This is a genomic window from Rossellomorea sp. NPDC071047, assembly GCF_050270195.1.
In the GTDB taxonomy this organism is placed as follows: domain Bacteria; phylum Bacillota; class Bacilli; order Bacillales; family Bacillaceae_B; genus Rossellomorea.
In genome coordinates this window covers 120181-139691 of the sequence record NZ_JBNNJT010000006.1, presented here as the reverse complement: position 1 = coordinate 139691, position 19511 = coordinate 120181, and the positions used below count along the sequence as shown (strand labels likewise).

Here is a 19511-nt window from a genome sequence, read left to right as displayed (position 1 = left end):
TTGTTATTGTTGTGGTAAAAAGTATTTTGCAGGTTAAACAATTGATAAGACATTTAGTATTTACATTAAAAGCTTGGTAAATTTATAAAATTATACTGGGGAGATAAAAATGACTAATAAGGCTAAGCCATCTAAAGTAGATGTAATAAAAGTAGATTCTAAAGACATTGAGGTTCTAGGAACAAAGGAAAGTTTTAATTCAGTAGGTAAAGAAATTGCAGTTACCATGGCAGTTGAAGCAGGGAAAGCATTTATACCAATTGCATTAGAGGCTATCAAGAAAAAGATTGAACTAGATCAAGAAACTCAAAAACTTGTAAGAGATGATAAAAGAAAAATTTTGAATAAACGTGCTGAAACATTAATATTGCAAATTGAACAAGAGGAAGGCAAAGAAGATTATAATCAAGAACGAATTAATAGATGGTGTAAAGAACTAGAAAATATAATGAAAAAACAAGATATTATGGATGCAAAAAGTGAAAGTTTTACTAAGGGAATGTTATTTACTGCCAAAGAATTTCTAAGTTCTAAACTCAAATAGTAAGGGAGCTCTAACGGGTTCGTTTACATAATAGAATCTCCAGTGGGTAGTGATGCAGTTCCAAAAGGACATTTATACGTTATGGGTAATTTTTTTTACTATATCGTAAAATTCTCTCTCCCTTTGTTCTAATTGCGACAGGGCTAATGTTGAACAATATAAATGAAAACAAAAGAAACATTGCTGCACAGTACAAAGATAATATTTAATAAAAAAACTATTAAGGCACCATGACATATTTATGTGAAGATTCTATAAACTTAACCACTTAATTCTATGAGGAGTCAAAAAATTTGGGCTTCTCATATATTGTAGGGATTAATGGGGTCAGACCCTCGGAACGGTGAAGTGTTAATGTGCTGGGGGTCTGACCCTGATTTTTCGGTTCCTATGTTGGATTGGATAGGTTCGGATTACTAAAAATCAATATAGGTAGTAACTTAATTATTAATTAATGTTTAGAGGTTATTTAATTGTGAATATAATGTTTATATGGATACAAAACTTTAAAAATATAAAAAATCTTCAGTGTAATTTTGGAGGAGACCATAAATATACTTTTTCAAATGCTGAACACTTGTACTGCAGTTTTAATGAAAAACATATTTCGGGCTTTTTCAATTTAAATGATGAGTTTAAAAGAGCTAATCTAAAAAATGTGACAGGAATTGTAGGCGAGAACGGAACTGGAAAATCATCTATTTTAGAATTTTTACTTCGCGTTTTTAGTGGATCAATAAACTCTTCCCATCCTGATACAAGGTATTTTGTTATTTATGCTGTCAAAGATAAATATTATTATCAGTGTAATTTAGAGAAGTCTTTCTTAATAATAGAAGGTAAAATACAGGATATCTCGAATTCGTTCAGAATGAACAATACAGATTACCAAAACCAGAGTCTAGGTTCCAGTAATTCTATTATCTTTTTCTCAAATATTTATGATGCTAGAGCTGCAGATAAAATTAATAAATATGCAAATGCAGGTACTAAGATTATTAACTTGTCTACTAATTATATTAGTACTAAATATAATGAAAGTTTTACAGATTCACTACGTTCAGATTTTACAAAGCAATTCATTTTTTTAAAAGAATACGAGGAGCGAATATTAACTAATACAGGGTTGAATATTCCAGAAAATATAACTATTTCGATGAATGACTTTGGAGAGATAAATGATGGTGAGGTAGAGTATTCTAGTACTGAAAATTATGGGTATTACAATATAATATCTGATATTGATGATGAATTCACAGAAATTCTTGTTAATATGAATTTTAATTCATTTGAAATAGCTTTTCAAAAACATCTTCTAATGTCTTTTTTCTCTGATTTATTATTTGAAATAAGCAAAATGGATGTTGGAACATTTATTCGTAATTCATTGCGAGAAGAAATCGAAGATACTTCTCACGAACTTTTTTATCAGTATAATCCAGAAAAGAACCACTCAATATATATAATTTTAAAAAAAATACTTTTTGATAAATTGGATGATATTAATACTGTTAAATCAATAGAAGATGATATAACAGATTTAATTACACAGTTAAAGGAAAAAACATCATTGTTTATAAATAGTAGGTTAAAATTAGAAAAACATTTTAATAAGATCTATGACGATTCATTGTTTGATAAAGGCTCACTAAAACTAAGAACAAATCATCCTTCAATAAAAGAATTTGTAAGGCTTTACAACACAACAACTCCTAATTATTCTTATATAAATTTTTTTTGGTCTGAACTTAGTAGTGGTGAACATGCCCTACTTAATTTGTTCGGAAGATTTTATTCAGTATCAAGAGACTCAACTGAAAATATATTAATTCTTATTGATGAAGGTGATTTGTATTTTCATCCACAATGGCAAAAGGAATGGTTTATGCTATTTATAAACTTGATATCACAAATGTTTGTTGGTAGGGAAATCCATATTATATTAACCACTCATTCACCATTTGTATTGTCAGACCTACCAGGAAATAATGTTATCTTCCTAAAGAAAGATTTAGAGGGAAATACAATAGTAGGTAAAGGACTAGATGAAAAAATAGAGACATTTGCCTCAAACATCCACACATTACTTATGGATTCCTTTTTTATAAAGAATGGCCTATGTGGTACTTTTGCTAAGTATAAGATTAATAAACTAATTGATTTTATATTAAACTCGAATGTTGAGTTATTAAAATCTAAGAATCACACAATCCAAAAAGAAATTGAAACGATTGGAGAGCCTCTAGTTAAAAAAAAGATAATTAGTATATTGCAAGATAGAATAGGGACAGATGTAATTAATATTGATAGTAAAATAGCAAGGTTACAGGAGCAAATTGATGAGTTAAGGAAGATGAAGAGATGATGAAAATTGATTTAACACAGGAGATATTAAATAAACACTATGCATTTGGGATCGGTATGGAGAAAAATCAAACACAAAGAATATCGTGCAAAGATAAATTAAATGAGAAAATACAATCTGCTAAAGATTTAGATGTCAAAAAGTTGTTGGTTTTTTTAAAAAACAACATTAAAGAAATACTAATTGGAACACCAGAAGTACTATATTCAATTATATCAGCAGTAAATAAAAGAAAACTATTTTTATTAAATAACAACAAGACTAAGTGGAATGATTTCATGGAAATTTGTAAAGATGTATTTGTAAAAGATTATGATCAATTTGTAGATAGAGAATTAGGATTATATGATTACTGGTCAGCATATAAATATTTACAAGAGTTAGATGTAACTATTTGTCCATATTGCAATTCACAGTTTGTTTTCCATTATTACACAGATGAAGGGAAAAGTCGTCCAGTACTAGACCACTATTTTAGTAAATCTGACTACCCATATTTAGCAATTTCAATACAAAATCTAATACCGTGTTGTAAAGTGTGCAATTCAGATTTTAAGGGAACAAAGAAAATGGAATATAACTTAAATCCTTTTAAAGAGGGTTTCGAAGATATGGCATATTTTGAAAAAAGAATACATAAAAAAGAAAACCTAGATCATTATTCATCAATAATAGGTGAAAGTACTAATTACGATATTATAATAAATTTTAATAGAGCACCAAGAGCATTGAAAGAAAAAATCAAAAGAAATAGTCAACTTTTTCACATTGAAGATATATATAATTCCTATCACAAACGGTATCTAAATGATTTAATCATAAAATCAAGAATATATAATGAATTGTATTTATCTCAATTATCGGAAACTTTTAATAAGTTGTTTAATAATCATACTGAAATGAAAAAACATTTAATTCCCGATGAAAATGAAATGAATAAAGTAATACTATCGAAGTTAACAAAAGATATTGTACAAAGAGAGTTGGAATAGACATAGTTAATTTTGTAAGAGTCCTGAGGGATTTATCGATTGATGAGGTATTCCAAAAGCTCATGTATTTTAAATTTTATAAATCAAATTCCTTTTAAATCCTTTTTCTTAGCTTCCCTACACAGCAACAATTTTAAGTCAAAATGAGATCGAAGGAATGTATAAGGTACCCATAATAAATATAAACACGGTTTAAGGGTAGTTTTAGAAGAAATAATTAGATGTAGAAATTTTTAAAGTGTCAAAATTATTTCAGAGATATCAAAATCAAAATCCCGAAATTGGTAATGAAAATTATCAGTACTATAGTTTTTATAGAAGTTTGATGAAATTTGTTAGCCCTTCGAAGATAACATTTATAAATATTTTCATGAATATTGGGGTCAGACCCCATTTTGTGCGGTTTAGCAAATAAATAGATGATGTCTGCTGGTTAACTAATTACTTTGAATAAAAACCTGTTAAATCTAACCTCATATAAATAAAGAAAAGGATACCAATTCATATGAATTAATACCCAAATCGTAGTTGGTATTTATTTTTCACCTCTAAACAAAAACTGTTAATCGTTTATCTGGTCCTTTAAAGGATTAATTATTTATGAGGATATCAGTTTTGCAAACGTTGTTACTATAGTATTTTATTATGGAGTTTGTGGGAACTTAAAGGTTTTAAACAGTATTCTTTTTTTGTTGGTATAAAAACAGTTCTTTCCAGAACATCGATGGGTTTTTATGATGAGTTCTTAAGCCATATTTTGTTCGTGATGTTATTTGTTTGGACCGTAACAAATAGCAAACTCGTTTTGCTCTTGTGAGACACACAAAAAATATTCTTCGTTGCTCGTTTAACTCTTTTGGGTTGTTGATAGTGGAGTAGTAGGGGAAGACCCCCTCCTCCATGCCCAACATAATTACGACCTCAAATTCAAGTCCTTTTGAACTGTGTCTAGTAGATATAGTTACTTGGTTTTCTGGTTTACCAATTCTTGAAAAAGAAAGTAAATCATAATCTTTTAAATCCCCATTTTTTAAATGATATTGGAAAGAATTAATTTTTTCTATTTCAGATTCATTATTCTTAGCACTAATAATAACTTGGTCTAGGTTAAGTTTATTTAATAAGAAAGAATACCAGTAAGAAAGATTATGCTGACATTCTCTGCTTTGGTGTAAAAGAGATAAGAATTGTTTTCTTTCATGTAGTTTATCCTTTTCTGACATGTCTCCCTTGTGGTTAACCAAAAGATTTATCCAATATACAGAAAGGTCAGTAAATGAAATAGAGGTGTTATCCATAATCCAGGAAGCACAGTCCTTTAACCACAAAATAATATTACTTTTTAAAAATTCATTTTTTGCTAAATAATGAGGTATCTGTGCTTTGGACATTACCACGCTTAAGGCTTTTACATTGTCGCCGTTACCGACAAGTACACAAATTTCCTCTAAGGGAATCCCTTTTAATAAACAATCAGGAATTATATTGTGGACAACATGTTGAAATTGTTCATCCATTTCAGCTTCACAAGTAACAAAATGGAAATCTGCTTTCTCATGTAATCTTGTCCCAGCTTTGTATTCTCTATCATCTAAATTTAAAGCTATTGAAGCAGCATTTATTATTTCTTGATTGCTTCTATAGTTGGTTTTTAAGTCAATAGACATGAAATTTGGATTATCATACAGTTCCAACATATAATCGGGAATGGCACCTTGAAACCCATAAATACTTTGATCTGGGTCTCCAACTGCAAAGATTTTAATATTTGTATTATTGAACAAAGACAATATCATTTCATGAAGGGGCTTTCCTAAATCTTGATATTCATCAATTAGAATCCAAGGGAATTTTGCCTCGAGGCATTGTCTGACATATTCTTGTTCTTTAATTAGTCTTGTCGCACATTTAATAATCTCTACAAAATCAACCTGTTGTCTTACCTGAAGGCGATTTTCAAAAACAATTGCAACTTCTCTTGCTAGTTGATTTGGTTTCGTTTGGATAGAACTATCTTCACCAATTTGTTGGTTCCTTTCCTTATCCATTGCATCAATTTTTAGAGCTTTGTTATTGATTCCACGTTCTGCAAGTATTTCATTAAAAAGTCTTGTTTTGTCGCTTCTTGCAATTATATTCAATGGCAAGGAGATAGAAGTGTCATATAGGTGAGCAAATGGAACAATGACTTCTGATATACAAAAAGAATGCACTGTATCCAAAACAACATTCTGCCTTTTTTGATAGCCAAAAGCTTTTAATCTACTTGTAAATTCTCTGGCTGCCTCATTACTATATGTGATACAAGCTAGTCCCCTCGGCTTTTTTATTTTTTCTCTTAATAACTGCATTATTTTTAGCGAAAGAACAGTCGTTTTACCACTACCTGGTCCTGCTTTAACAACTGTGCTCATGTTTGCTTTGAATGCAGCATACTGGTCCGGGTCATTCTTTATTTGTTCTAATTTTAATGAATAAATGTCCATTATAAATCATCCATTTTTGCAAAGATTGTTTTTATGGCTTCTTCGATATAAGGAGGTACACATTCGTTTATACACTCAGAAGAAAGACCTTGTGCAAAGCGTCCCTTTCCGATTCGGGAATGCTTGCTTTCTATTTTGTTTAAACAACTCACGTAGTCCTTAGCATCTAGAGAACTCTTGAAATTTTGTTTCTGTTTTGGTCCCCCAAAAGTCAAGTCATTAAAGACATCGGCAAAAACATTGATGAAATTGTTATTAAAAGCTGTTTCCATCATATCAATTTCAAATGTATATTCACCAATGAAAAAACCATAACTTGAACATAATTTATCTTGTTTCCTAAAAGTGGTAGGATAATCTTTTTCTTCAATCTTTTCTGTATCAATTAATAGCTTCTTTATTCTATCCAACCCATCATACCCAATAGAACTATGGTGATTTTCATACATGTCACCAAAAACCTTTAATACATTTTTATTTTTGTTTATTCTGTGATAATAATCTCCGTCTGTTATGGCTACATAGGGGATGCCTAAAGCATCAAGGAATTGAACATATGGTTTAAAATTTGTCGAGTTTATATTACAACATATAATGCCCTTCTTATCTAAAGGCATATGAAGGGATTCTGCAAAGCTTGGAATTAAATATTCTTCTGCAATTCCTTCAACCAGAATAACACCTTTACCAAAATAGATTTCTCCTTTTTTTACATCAACATATCTTTCTAAATCTTTGCAATCTCTATCACTTAGATTCAAAGAAGCAGTTGTCTTTACCTTAGTTCCGTAACTCATTGTACGAAGATGAACTATAGAATTTACGGGTGCAACTGATGTAATATGGGGTGAATGTGTAGTCATCAATATAGATGTATTTTGCTTCATCACATCTTTAAAAATTAGACGCTGAAGTGCAGGATGTAAGTGTGCTTCAGGTTCTTCAATAGCTAAAATAGTAAAGCCATTATTTTGTCCAATATTTGTATCCATAAAGGAATAAAGAGTAGATAAGGATCCAGGAGTTATCTCGTCTTTTAAAATATAATTTTTATTATCATTCTGTTCATAGCAATCTTTTACTATTTCACATCCCTCCTCTTCAAGCAGCCTCAAGTAAGTCTCTTCTTTGAGTATTGGGGAAATGGTTTTATCTTCCAATGATATTAATATTAACGAAATATAAAGTATGTTATTAAGTCCAAGGCTTGTATCACTTACAGGTCGCTGTCCTTGCCCAACCATTAACTTAAGTGTGTTAAGAATGCGATTTGGGTCTAAATCAATGGTCTCTAACGATATGGATGAATCTGCATGCTGACCAATTATAGTAGAAAATCTATTATTAATACTAGAAGTAAGATGAACTAATTCATCAATAGAAAGTACTTCGTCACTGGTTTCTTTTAATCTATCTGCAATGTCTTTTAATTCTTCTTTTCTAATATCGTAATGGTTCAGAAGTTGATTGATAGGAGATTTCCGTGTGTTTTTCAATTCACTCTCTACATCTCTTATTGCAGGTATAACTTTTATGTTTAAATACTTCCTGTGTAAATGATTAAATGGGACATCTTCTTTTTCGCCTTGATAAATTTTAAATTGATATTCATAGGAACCATCAATCTTTTTTGTAGCATAGTAGTGATAGGTGAGCCTCAATGTTGCAGGAACAGTCTTTATGGTAGCGTCACTTAATATTGCCAATAACGTTTTATTGTGTTCGAAGCCTCTTATATCGATTGATATTTTCACTTCCTCTCCTTGTTCCATAGGAGATTCAAGCTCTTCGAAAAAATCATTTTCATTTAAAAATCGGTCCTCATCCGATAATTTTGGGTCAAGGATAAGCTGTATGGTTCTTAGAAAATTTGTTTTACCAACGTTGTTTTCACCAATTATTATTTGTTTGTGAGTTAATTTTACATCTACCGATTTAAAATTCCTGAAATTTTGGATTTGAACTCTTGATATGTATGGAGCGTCGGGAATCAACATCTCTATAAACCTCCTAAATTCTCTCTTCCTATAATAATAAATTAATGCAGATAGACTTACAAATAGTGGTTGCTCAATTAACGAAGCGAAGGAGATGATCCATAAATTAAAGAAGTTGTAGGGTCGGTAAACACTACTACACCTGTTTGTTCTGCCACCTACTGTCACTGATGTCGAGTGGATAAACTAATTTTAAATAAAATATAAATTTAGAAAAAGCCTTTAATTTTTCTAATAAGTGAAGAGTGAATCTACTATTCAGGTTCACTTTTTCACCTTAACCAAGCTTCTCAATAGGCTTCTGTCTTTCCAACCTACCTCGCAACTTACTCAAAACGTAAATAACACAAGTAACAATAAAACAACTAAACCTCGGCGAAAAAGAAGGCGGAATCACTAAATAAATCACTATCTTAATCACTAAAACATACAACGCCTCACGATTAAAATTCGACTCCCCACTCGCAAGCCTTACAAGCGCCCTCTCAGAAATCCTCCCTCTCCCAATAACCAAATAATCAGCCACCACAATTGCCGATATCGGAATGATCAGGATCCCCAGATACGAAATATACTCTTGAGCATTATAAACCAGCTGCGGAAACGAACTTAAAATGATTCCGGCAATACTGAATAGCAGTGCACTTTGATGGCAATAGGGAAGGAAGTGCGTTAAGCGAACTGTATCCGCCTGTATACGCATTACTAAGATTAATCGAAATCATCGATACCATTGCACAAGCCGTGATTACCAATAGAAGCAAACTTGAGTTGGTCAGTTGACTAGTTGCCACGAATGGATTCAAATCCTTGAACAAGTTGGCACCCAATCCTCCAAGCAATGCGGTCATCATGAATCCGACGACGTTTCCTCCGTATAAGACCCAGAATCCGTGGCGGTCGCTTTTGCTGTAGCGGGAGATGTCGGAAATATTGGGGTCGATCCTCGGTGCGTTGAAGTATTAATGTACTGGGCGTCAGACACCAATTTTCGCAAGTACGGAGAAGTTTAATAAAAGAGTGATTTAGCGAGTTGGGTAGAAAAAAATTGTAGGCTAGGTAAAACCAGTTGACTATTGTTTACTATAACCAGTAAAATGTAAAAATTTGTAGAAATGTTAGTTACGAAAATATACAATGAGTATAATAATAGCTGTAATAAATCATATGAAAGATACTCTAACTTTTAAAATGCCAGGTCACCAATCCGTTTATATATATGCATACGGGGGGACTGGCCTTTTACCGAAACTATCTACTACCACTGAATTATCGAAAACTGTTTTATGCCACAGGTAAATTACTTAAAGGTAGGGAAGATAGTGTAAGTGTTTATTATTTGGATATTAATTTAGAGTTTTTATATCCGAACTCAATTTAGACATATAGTTAAGCGAATTTATTCAAGAGGTGAATACATGGATAGAGCCTATACTGCCGATTATCAGCTTATCAAGGCAGTTGATGCGGTTAAAGGTAGAAAGTATTTTTGTTCTTTTTGTAATAGCGAACTTCATTTTTATCCAGGTACAAAAAACAAACCACATTTCAGACATGGTAAACATGTCCCAAAAGAAGTGAAAGATACTTGTGAATTATATTCTCAGAACCTAGGAGATTATTCTTTACAAGAGCAAGAAATTGTTGCACAGCAATGCGTTAGACTTGAATTAAAAAAACAAAATAATGATTACCAATTTGAATTGGTCTTTCCACTAATACAACAGTCAGAAGCAATTAAAATGCAACAGAATAATATGTATTTTACGTATTATTGTGAACAGCTTACAGCCTTTAAATTAAACACTGTACTCATGTTACCAGCGCGAAAACATTGTTCCTTTGCAGCGCCGTTGTTAAATAGATATGATTTTTATTGTGAAAAACCAAAATATGAGCAAATACTTGGGCTACGAATTAGTGGGAGTTTTGAACCGCTGAAAGAGGGTCCAATTATTTTTAAGAAAGTACGGGATCAGTTTATTAGTGTCCCATATCGTAGATTAACACTTTCAGGAAGGTTTTTTGTGGTCTCAGCTGGTCCTCTTGTATCAATTCACTCAGACTTAGAGGTTATTAACTTCTGTAGACAAAATAATTTTTTTATTTATGAATTAATGGCTCCAGTAGAGTTTTCTGATGACTTGAAGAATTGGTTTGCGAGAATCATTGGATATACACTCCTAAGTTCTACGTGTTATTTAGATTTAATTAAGCCAGCTTGTTTTAAAAAAATGGGTACGACTATTGAAATAAGTAGTAGTAAGAGTTCATGGTTAGTCACGAATATAGGCTCAAGACGTGTAGAGCAAAGACTTATTTTAATTAGTCCAAATCAACAGAGAAAAATATTAAAGGTTCCCCCAAATAGTATCGTAGATTTAAATCTTTCAGAACTTGGGGATTATTTGCTATATGTTGATCAAGAGATTACCGAAATACTTACTCTTCGTTACAAGAGAAATCTAGAGCATTACTCTAATTTTAGAGGAAACGTTTTCATTGACAATACGGAAGTACTATTCGAAATTAGTAAATTGAACACAGAAAAGATAAAAGTTGAGACAGATTTATCCTTGGTTGTTAATACAGAATTTGATATTAATTATGAATTGAAGCACGGAGGAGAACATTATTTTAGTGCACCCATTCGTATAGACATTCCCACACTGTGGAGTGTTGATATAAAAAAGCCCTTAGTAAACTCGAATAAAATTTCTGTTGATGATATTTGGTTGTTTTATGAAAAGTACCATCTTTACCCAAGGATTCTTTGTACATTAAATGAATTGCAAATGCTTAAACTCATAGTGCTAAATAGTAACTTTATCTATAAAGAGAAACTTTTATACTTTATTCGTCGATTTGGTTTACATATGCCTAGTCCCGTAGGCCAAATAATAAAGGAGTCGAAACAGTAAAATGATTGCTTTACTTAAATTTTACAAAAAAAATATACAAAGGGATGGGAATACTTTCGAAGCAGCTGGTGCGCGCCCTTGTGCCATTTATGAAAATGGAAATATACATCCTTTTACCGAAGATGATATTCATTCTATTTTTGCAAATACAGGAAAAGTTTTTGTCCCAACTTATTTTCAGATACCTAAAGATCAAGACTATCAATTCTATGAAGTTATTGAATCTTCAACTTTTGATGAATCTAAATTCAATTCATGTAAATATACATTAGGTAGAGAAATAGAAGAACTTACACTTTTTGAAGTAATAGATCTTGATGAAACAATTGAAAATGATAAGTGTGGTATAGGCAGAATTTTAAGGCAAGGCTTCGATTTTTCTTATAATTTATCTGAATTCGTAATTTTTAGAACAGCAGATGATTACATAATAGGACCCATTAAAATGGAAATCAAGAACGGCCTTTATGTGAGTAAAGAATCAGAATTTGTCCCATATTATAAGCAACAAGTTGATTTCATTCCAATAATTGAAACCTTTGAAAATCAAATGCGCCTTTTTTGTATAAATCAAATGGATAAAGAAAATTTAATCGGATGGATTGATGTTGCAAATGAACAACGTGTAATAAGTTATGCACTAAAAGAACTAAAAGAAAATACTGAACTAGCTGAATTATCAAGAAAAATGATTGCAAGATTAAAATTATGGTACGATTCTGATAAATCCCAAGTTCCTCACTTACAAGATCGAATTCAACATGCGATACGAATAATGGAAAGTCACACCTTAACGAATGTGGAGGTCGCGTTATTCGAAGAGTTAGTTCTGGATTTAGAGGTGACAAAAGAAGCTATTGAGAAACGAGTTAAAGAGTTATTTGAATTAGAATATCAAGAATTTCTAAAAAATAATAAAGATCTTTTGAGAGAAAAAAATATAGAAACACAAAAATTAGAAAATTTAAAAAGGAATTATAATAAAAAATCACAAGAGTTACAAAGAATTGAAAAACAGTATACGGATTTAAAGGAAACAATGGAACAAAAAATTGTGGATTTACAGGATGATTTTACTAGTATTTATGCAGAGAAACTTACCCAATTAAAATTACCAGCTACAATTGATTCCCCTATTAATAATATCACTAATCGAGGATTTGCTAACTTTCAATCAATCTCGGGGATAACACTTTCTGATCATAGTGAGTTTAGTAATCTCTTAAATGAAAATCTCTCCCGTTTTAGAGGGAATGATAAAAATGGTACCCTAGCAGCGACAGCTACAAGTGCTGTTATTTTGGGGGAACCGATTATTATAATTGGAGAAAATAGCTTTGATTTAGCAAAATGTATTTCGCTAACTATTGCTTGCGAGCAAATGTTAACGGTGATTCCAGAAATTGAGACTTTTACTCTTAATGAGATGATTCAACAGTATTCAAATTTTACAATGGAAGATATAGTTAAATCACTTATTATTCATAATCCACACTCTACTGGAGCATTATATAGTTTACCTGCACTCTTTAAACAAAATAAATGGATCGATGACCCTTTCCTCCCAAATTTAACAATTATTTCAATTGATTCCTTAGAGGAAGGCTTACCCTTTATAAAAAATATGCCATATGCACCTCTTATCAATTCTAAAGACTATGTATCTTGTTTTGTGAATAAAACCAACTTTAAGGCTCTTCAGTCAGGGCAGATAAAGTTAGAGTATCTTGAACAAAACGTTACTAACCAAAATACTCTTTCTATTCGTAGAGAATTTAGAGAATGGATTGAAGACTATAAAGGCAAGGATTCGGAAGTTCCTTATCAAATTGTTGAGTGGCTGAATCAGTTAAACACATTAACTTCAAAAAATGAGCTTTTTGAATGGAGTTATAGAATATTTGGAGGCGCTTTAAAAAATACCAAAATGGAAGTAAAAGTAAATTGATGGATGATATGTTATCCGTGAGACGTACCCTTATTCAATATAGTTACTATGTTAAACATTTAATAAGTGGATTATGTGAGGAATTTCAAACAAACAGAGTACATCATAATAGAATAATTCCTTTGCTTGGAAGACTTTTTGAAAAGGAATCTATTGAATTTATTTCTTTTTTTAATTCTGAAAAAGAGTCTACTAGTACACAATTTATTCACTTCCTTTCCGAACAAGGCGAAATATTTCACTTAGGCAACGGTTATTACACTTTACCTCCTGTAAGGTCAATTCAGCTACCAAATGGCCAATCTGTGGTAGTGAGCTCATTGGAAGATATGGGGAATGATAAATGGCTAGGTATTGGCCATCAAACGCGACAACTTTCTTATTCACTTATGTATAGCGAATATATCTATCGTCCTCAACTTGATGAAGTTTTTAATTTTTATAAAAAGAAGTTAACTAATAATCATGATATTGAACCTAACCAAATGCTAGTTTTTTCTAAGAAAGGTTCTTACAAAACTGCAAGTATTAGAAATATGCGTGAAGATGATTTCTATATACTTTTTTATGATCGAATAATTGGAGGGAAAATAAAGCCGGAGAAGTATCTTGCACAATGGAAAAATGGGGAATGGTATTTGACTCAGATTCCAAATAATATGTATCTTCGTCTTAGACAAGCACTTCGGTCACGTAGGAATATACATTCTTCTTTCCGTATTTGTGAAAGAGAGAACGGCTATATCGAAATAAAATTAAATTCATCTCTCCCTAGAGAAGAAAATATATTAATGAGATTATTTTCTATGCCAAATGAATATAAATGGGCCAAAAAATATATAACTACCTATGATCAAAAGGAAAATGTGCGTTCTATTTTAAAATATTACAAGTTAAGAGAAGAAGGAGAATAAAAGTAGATGGAATATACAATTAGCTTTGTAACAGAACGTTTACACCGGAAACTAGCTGAATATATTGAGACACAATATCCAATCAGTGAACCGTCTCTACAAAGGAAACGGACAGAGCTACTTTATAAGTCAGGCGTAATTTCGACAGACCCTTTTATAGAATCAACTCCTGTATATCAGCCAGGAGACTTATACATGAATATGGATATCCCTGCGACTGCAAAAAATCTAATGACAGAATTAGCATCTTTAAATCCATCAGTTGGTGTTTTTCCTCGGCCATACCTTCATCAACAAAAAGCAATGGAGTCTTTTATAACACACAATAATGATTTAATAGTTTCGACTGGAACTGGTTCCGGAAAAACTGAAACTTTTTTACATCCAGTTTTAAACACCTTATATAAAGAAGCCAGTGAGAGAAAGAAAGGTTTCAAAAAACGTGCAGTCAGAGCATTAATTCTTTATCCAATGAATGCACTAGTCAGTGATCAAATGACAAGATTACGTCGTTTATTTGGTGATGAACGTGTTAAGAAAATATTTCATAATGCCGCTGATAGAAGTATTCAATTCGGCATGTATACTTCTAGAACTCCCTATGCAGGTGCGCATTCTGCGAGTAAAGATCGATATCAATTAAATGATATTTTAGATTATTATATTAAATTAGAAGAAACTATGCCTGATAAAGTTAAGTTAATGAGAGAACGGGGAAAGTGGCCAGCAAAAGATTTAAAAGCGTTTAAAAACTCTAAAAAAAATAATAGAGATCGCTACCATGGTCAACCTTCTGATGCAGAATTATTTACTAGACATGAAATGCAAGATACTCCTCCAGATATCCTTGTTACAAACTACTCAATGTTGGAGTATATGCTTATGCGTCCAATTGAAAGCTTTATATGGGAGGAAACAAAAGAATGGCTAGATGAAAATGACGAAAATCAATTTATTTTAATTTTAGATGAAGCACATATGTATCGGGGCACTGGTGGCGCTGAAGTAGCTTTATTGATACGCCGTTTACAATCAAGATTAGGCATAGAGCGAGATCGAATGAAATGTATATTAACATCTGCAAGCTTAGGAAAAGAAGATCAAAAAGAAGGTCCAATTAAATTTGCAGAACAATTAACTGGAAAGCCTAAAAGGAGGAAATATGAGCTAATCAAAGGAACAAAAGAAATGCGAATTCAAGCTAAAAATGCAACATTGGAGGAAATGCTGACCTTAGCTAGTATGGACAGTAATTTATTTATTAACTGCAAAACGAATTATGAAGGAAATATCCAAGGTATGCAAAAGTTTTTTGATTCCATGATGTGGCCAAACCCACCTATAGAACATAAAAAATTTGCCGAATATTTATTTGATCAATTAAATGAATTTGGACCGTTAGATAAAGTGATAAATCAAATTAGTGGACAGGCAACTTCATTAAAGGAGATGGTAGCACTTATTTGTCCAGATATCGATTCGAATATTGGAGAGAAAGCAATTAGCAATCTCTTATTATTAGCAAATTCTGCTCAAAAAAATGGCCGTGTCTTACTTCCTGCGCGTGTACATGTTTTTTTTAGAGGCTTATCAGGCATCTTTACATGTATAAATCCAAAGTGTACTAGCGATATAGACAAAGAGCTAGGCGGAAAAATTTTCGACGATTATAGATTAACATGCGATTGTGGTAGTCGTGTTTATGAAGTATTGACACATCGTTATTGTGGGTCTGCCTTTATAAAAGGATATATCCAAGAGAATGTACAATACCCAACTTATCTTTGGAATGAAAGTGGGCACGGAATTGTTGGGGAAAAACTAAAAGAGATTCATTTATTAGTAGAACAACCTCATGAAAATGCACTAGAAAAAAATAGAATTTCTCCATTATGGATACATATAGAGACTGGATATATTAATAATGTTCCTCCAGCTTCTATGGAAGGCTATATTCAAGTATATGAATCTGTAGAAAAGATATCAAAACGTAGACATAACAGGTATTTCTCTAATGCTTACTCCTTTGAAAAATGTCCATGTTGCTTAAAAAGTGCAAAGTATAATATAAGAGATTTGCGTATTAAAGGGGAACAACCATTTGCCAATCTAATACGTGAACAATTTATTATTCAGCCACCCGTAGAGGGAAAGGAAGAGAATGTAAACGAAGGGCGAAAGGTTCTTATTTTTTCAGATGGGCGCCAAAAAGCTGCACGTTTAGCACGAGATATTCCAAGTGAGGTAGAAAAGGATGCAATTCGTCAACTGATTTTAAAAGCCGCATATGAACTTGAAAGCCATGGAATTCGTGCAACCATCGGAAGAGAATTGTACCCAACTGTTTTACATTATATTCATGAAAATGATTTACTTTTATTTTCACAACTTCAGAGAAAAGATTTGATTAAAGACGTTAAAAGCTACGTAAAAGAATTTTATGAACAGGAGTTATCTAACGTTGAGTTTGATGAAATCTCCATATCCATTCGAGAAGAATTTAAATTGCGTATGTTAGAAATAATTGCTTCTCCAGGATATTCAATTTATGACACAACCACTGGTGTTGTAATTCCAGCAAATATGAGACGTCTTTATCGTGATAATCAAATCCAAGAATGGATTACAAAAGAAGATTTAGAAAAGATAGCTATACTTTTTATTAAAGAATTACTAGATAATGTCGCTATCGATATAAGTTTAGACGTATATGATAGACGTGAATTACTTGGTGTTTATCGAGATGATTCAGAATGGGGAAAGAAAAGCCATACTATTTCAAAACAACTTAAATCAATTATAAATGGATATGTAGGTGAAAAACACACAGAAACATTGATTCAACAATTATTTGATCAGCTTTGTCGAAGTCAATTAGATAAATATTATTTAGATTTAGATAAGTTGAAAATTAGGGATGGAATTAACTTAACATGGTATAAATGTACTTCATGTAAGCAAATTCATGCAGTTGTGCCACATAATTTATGCCCAAGTTGTAATGCTAAAACGATTGTAGAGTTGCCACCTAATAGCGATATGTTAAAAGCTGAAAAAGGCTACTGGCGGACGCCCATCACAGAAGTTTTAATAGGTAAAAAGATTACAAATGTTACTGTAGAAGAGCATACTGCACAGTTATCACAAAAAGACCCAAGTATAGCACTGGCTACTACCGAACAATATGAGATGTCATTCCAAGATATTGTATTAGACGAGAGCTTAGGTATTGTAGATATCCTAAGCTGTACTACCACTATGGAGGTGGGGATTGATATCGGATCTTTAACTGCTGTAGGAATGCGGAATATACCTCCACAACGTGAAAATTACCAGCAAAGAGCTGGACGTGCCGGTCGGCGAGGTTCATCATTATCAACTGTCATAACCTATGCCCAGGATGGTCCACATGACCATTATTATTTCAATAATCCACAGCAGATTATTAGCGGCAATACAAGGGAAGCATTAATATATATTAATAATAAAAAAATTATTAGGCGTCATCTAAATGCTATTTTAATCCAAACTTATTTCCATTTCCATTCAAGTGACGGGGAACGTAAAATAAGTAATATTTCAGAGACGTTAGGTACTACAAATGATTTCTTTAAAAGCCTTTCACCTTTTAATCTAGATAGTTTTGAGGAATGGTTAATAAAGCTAGTAAAAATAAAGTTTAAACAGTACCCTGAAATTTTTAGTATCATCCCAGAAGAAGCTATAACTAATGAAGATGAAAAGTGGAAGCTCATTAAAGAATCAGCAGATAATTTATCACAAGATTTATATGATGTTTACTGTAAAATTGCAGAAGAGTTAAATTCATATGAAGAATTAATAGATGAGGAAGACCAATTCAGTGAGCAACATCCCGATGAATTATTACTGAATTTTTTGTTTAATCACGGATTCTTACCTACATATGCTTTTCCAAAAGACTTATCAAGTCTATATATTCAAGGGCGTGACAAACGAAATAAAGTAATAATCGAACAAAGACCTCAGCTAGAATTAAATAGAGCATTAGGCGAATATGCACCTGGTAGACAAATTGTTATAAATAAAAAAACGTATCGTGTAGGTGGTATTTATAATCCTTTTTCTAAAAACCCAGATGCTCCTGCCCGAGATTTGAATTTACATGGGGAATATGTAGCTCTTTGTGTAAAATGTAATTATACTAGAATATCTAGTGAGCAACTTGAAAAATGCCCTAATTGTGAAGAAGACCTTAAATCAATGCCTTACATTCGCCCAACTGGTTTTTCACCAGAAAGAGGGAGAGAAGTAAATAAGGGAGATTTAACACAAGAGTATAGTTTTGCAAGTACTCCTCAATTACCTGTACCAAATGAAACTGAAGAAATAGATTTTAAAAATTTAAATAAACTAGCTTTTATTCAATTTGAGCATAGAGAGAATGAGGATCTTATTATAATAAATAGAGGGATTGACGGAGAAAGTGGATTCTTAATGTGTGAAGATTGTGGCTTTATTAAACCAGTAATTGAAAATCAAGATCTATCTAAAGGTCACTTTAAGCCTTTTCAGCGTCAAGGTATGGTTGAAACCAAATGTTCTGGAAGTTTACATCAAATTTATCTTGGTAATAGATTCACTTCAGATTTATTTTTAATCCGGCTAAATATAGATCGAAAAATTGATTTTAATGCTAGTAAGCAATGGTTACATGATGCACTACTAACCCTTGGGGAGGGTATAGTGCTAGCGGCAAGTCGAATATTGGACATTGATGCTCAAGAATTAACAGCAGGATACAGAATTGTTCATAATGAACAAGGTGATAGCTATGTGGATTTATATATTTTTGATACATTATCTGGGGGTGCAGGTTATTCCTTTGTAGCAGGAGAGTATATTAAGGAGATAATTGAAGAAACTTTTAACGTGCTTAAACATTGTCCAAACAATTGTGAATCTTCATGTTATAAATGTATGAGGAATTATCAAAACCAAATGAAACATGAGCACTTAAATAGACCACTTGGATTAGAACTTTTAACATATTTAGTGAATGGGAAGTTAACTAGATATACTCTTTCAGAGCAAACTCACTTTCTTAAACCTGTAAAAGCAGCATTTAATTTACATCATGGAGAAAATTATGCGAATTTTATAGAGGAAAATGGAAATATGTATATTAAGCTAGATGATGGTGTAATGATTGGGGTGAAAAACAATATTGAAAAAAAGTTGTCTTCTAAAAATCTTTACTACTATTCACCATATGAAATAAAATTTGATTTACCTAATGTATATGAATTAATATAAATATTTCGAAAGATACTAGAGCAATTACTTCTTAGACTTATAAAATGGG

General features: G+C 31.8%; 10 protein-coding genes. 7 read left to right on the top strand and 3 right to left on the bottom strand.

Features of this window, described 5'->3' with window-relative positions:
- Window positions 1–109: 109 nt before the first annotated feature.
- The 3 genes from ACQKFO_RS19145 to ACQKFO_RS19135 all read left to right on the top strand — a co-directional run bounded on the left by ACQKFO_RS19145 (window position 110) and on the right by ACQKFO_RS19135 (window position 3901).
- The gene (locus ACQKFO_RS19145; protein WP_427600422.1) at window positions 110–544 is read left to right on the top strand and encodes a hypothetical protein; all 435 of its coding nucleotides are present in this window, start codon (window positions 110–112) and stop codon (window positions 542–544) included.
- 484 nt (window positions 545–1028) lie between these two features.
- On the top strand, window positions 1029–2909 hold the full coding sequence (locus ACQKFO_RS19140; protein ID WP_427600601.1) for an AAA family ATPase: 1881 nt from the start codon (window positions 1029–1031) through the stop codon (window positions 2907–2909).
- On the top strand, window positions 2906–3901 hold the full coding sequence (locus ACQKFO_RS19135; RefSeq protein WP_427600421.1) for a hypothetical protein: 996 nt from the start codon (window positions 2906–2908) through the stop codon (window positions 3899–3901). The genes ACQKFO_RS19140 and ACQKFO_RS19135 overlap by 4 nt, the downstream gene beginning before the upstream one ends.
- Before the next feature lie 671 nt (window positions 3902–4572).
- Here the strand turns inward: ACQKFO_RS19135 and ACQKFO_RS19130 are convergent.
- From ACQKFO_RS19130 to ACQKFO_RS19120, 3 genes are all read right to left on the bottom strand, one after another.
- On the bottom strand, window positions 4573–6387 hold the full coding sequence (locus ACQKFO_RS19130; protein ID WP_427600420.1) for an ATP-dependent helicase: 1815 nt from the start codon (window positions 6385–6387) through the stop codon (window positions 4573–4575).
- Window positions 6387–8384, bottom strand: coding sequence for an AAA family ATPase (locus ACQKFO_RS19125; RefSeq protein WP_427600419.1), 1998 nt, complete (start codon window positions 8382–8384; stop codon window positions 6387–6389). Before ACQKFO_RS19125 ends, ACQKFO_RS19130 begins: the two co-directional genes overlap by 1 nt.
- A 584-nt stretch (window positions 8385–8968) precedes the next feature.
- Window positions 8969–9238 carry a hypothetical protein gene (locus ACQKFO_RS19120; RefSeq protein ID WP_427600418.1) on the bottom strand — a complete coding sequence of 90 codons (270 nt, stop codon included), beginning with the start codon at window positions 9236–9238 and terminating at the stop codon, window positions 8969–8971.
- A gap of 564 nt (window positions 9239–9802) precedes the next feature.
- On the opposite strand from ACQKFO_RS19120, the gene ACQKFO_RS19115 reads away from it, so the two are divergent.
- Genes ACQKFO_RS19115 through ACQKFO_RS19100 form a run of 4 tightly spaced genes read left to right on the top strand, consistent with a single transcriptional unit; the run spans window position 9803 to window position 19462 of the window.
- A complete protein-coding gene (locus ACQKFO_RS19115) occupies window positions 9803–11305 on the top strand; it encodes a hypothetical protein (RefSeq protein ID WP_427600417.1) in 1503 nt (500 codons plus the stop codon).
- 1 nt (window position 11306) lies between these two features.
- Window positions 11307–13253, top strand: a complete 1947-nt coding sequence (locus tag ACQKFO_RS19110) for a hypothetical protein (protein WP_427600416.1) — start codon at window positions 11307–11309, stop codon at window positions 13251–13253.
- Window positions 13250–14167 (top strand): hypothetical protein, encoded by a 918-nt coding sequence (locus ACQKFO_RS19105; RefSeq protein ID WP_427600415.1) that lies wholly within the window; start codon window positions 13250–13252, stop codon window positions 14165–14167. The genes ACQKFO_RS19110 and ACQKFO_RS19105 overlap by 4 nt, the downstream gene beginning before the upstream one ends.
- A 6-nt stretch (window positions 14168–14173) precedes the next feature.
- Window positions 14174–19462 (top strand): DEAD/DEAH box helicase, encoded by a 5289-nt coding sequence (locus ACQKFO_RS19100; protein ID WP_427600414.1) that lies wholly within the window; start codon window positions 14174–14176, stop codon window positions 19460–19462.
- The last annotated feature ends 49 nt before the right edge of the window (window positions 19463–19511 follow it).